At 34.4% G+C, this 1,694-nt stretch carries 1 protein-coding gene and 1 tRNA gene; both read left to right on the forward strand.

What is annotated here, in order from left to right; all coding sequences use genetic code 11:
• The first annotated feature begins 72 nt into the window (after positions 1-72).
• Positions 73-1,428, forward strand: coding sequence for an MBL fold metallo-hydrolase (locus tag AA81_RS12310; RefSeq protein WP_169926267.1), 1,356 nt, complete (start codon positions 73-75; stop codon positions 1,426-1,428).
• A gap of 123 nt (positions 1,429-1,551) precedes the next feature.
• A tRNA-Ala gene (locus AA81_RS12315) sits at positions 1,552-1,627 on the forward strand.
• Positions 1,628-1,694: the final 67 nt, after the last annotated feature.

The raw sequence follows: 1,694 nt of genomic DNA on the forward strand, positions 1-1,694 counted from the left end.
GGGCGCTAAAGAAAGCTTTTGAGTGTCTAAAAACAGTAAAAGTATAATAAGCAAAGTAGTGAGGAGATGCTTATGAAGAAGGCTCTACTGATATTTTGCATATTACTTCTTCCATTTTCCTTTTCTTTATCCTTTAATTCTCCAAGTTTTATTTGGAACTACGTTACTAGCTATCAAACAGATGAATTAATGTATTTGAAAGTTAACTATACCCAAAAATTAATAGAGAAAATTAAAGATTATTTGCCATTTTTAGAAAGATCAGGCATATCTCTTCCTATAACTTCGGATGTTGAAGTGCATTTTATTGATGTTAGTCAAGGAGATTCAATTTATATAAAATTACCAAATAATGTTGATATCCTAATTGACGGTGGAAATAATTGGTATGGTGACGATGTAGTTACTTACCTCAAATCCCAAGGTGTTGATGATATAGAATATTTGATAGCCACCCATCCAGATGCAGACCATATAGGTGGGTTAGATGATGTTTTAAAAGCCTTTGAAGTTGAAAATGTCTATGCCCCGGATGTTTCTCACACCACGAAAACTTACAATGATTTTGTTTTAGAAGTGAGAAACGAAGGAACCTACATTAAATCAGCTAAGGTTGGAATTACTTTAATTAATTCTGCATTAGCGGCTGTGATAGGTTGTCCTTCATTTAGTAATGTGTATTTTCTTGGACCTGTGAAAAATTATGGAACAGACCTTAATTCTTGGAGTGCTGTCGTGAAGTTAGATTTTGGAAATTCTTCTTATCTTTTCACTGGAGATGCCGATAGAATTTCTGAAAAAGATATGATAGATAACGGTATGTTTTTAAAAGCAGATGTTCTTAAGGTTGGCCATCATGGATCTTATTCATCAACTTCGCAAGAGTTTTTAAAGGAAGTTAGTCCAAAATATGCGGTGATCTCTGTTGGTAAAAATAATAATTACGGTCACCCAGCACAGGAAGTATTAGAAAGATTAGAAATGTATAAGGTAGATCTTTTTCGTACAGATTTGCAGGGACATATTATAGCTATTAGTGATGGGAATAAAATAAATTTTAACGTTGAACCAATTAACACTGTTAATCTTATGGAAGATGCTCAAGAATCAGCACCACAAAAAACTTCTATATTGATTACGAACTTAGATGTTTCTGATGAAAAGGTTACTATCTGCAACAATACTGATGAAGACGTAGATTTAACAGGATGGGCTTTGGTTAGCGAAGTTGGAAACCAAAAGTTTAATTTTCCAGATGGATATATACTTAGAGCTGGAAAATGTGTGAATATTTTGTCAGGTCGTGGCGCGATAGATGAACCTCCAGCTAATTTAAAATGGACAGGAGCTTATGTTTGGAATAACGATGGAGATATTGCGGCACTATACGATGCTGAAGGGATACTAATAAGTAGAGTTGAATTCTAAGGTTTTGTCAACTACAATAATAATAAATAGTTGTAAATTGTGATTTTATGTTAAAAAAAATGCTTGAAAAAAGAGAACACTTATGTTATAATTTGTATGCTCAAATGAAGTTTTTATATTTATGGGGTCGTGGCGCAGCTGGGAGCGCGCTACCATGGCACGGTAGAGGTCGTGGGTTCAAGTCCCATCGACTCCACCAATATGAGGGAAATATTCCCTTTTTTTTTATATATTAAATCTTTCATCATGGGTGGGCTGCGGGGTGA

This window comes from Petrotoga halophila DSM 16923 (assembly GCF_002924615.1).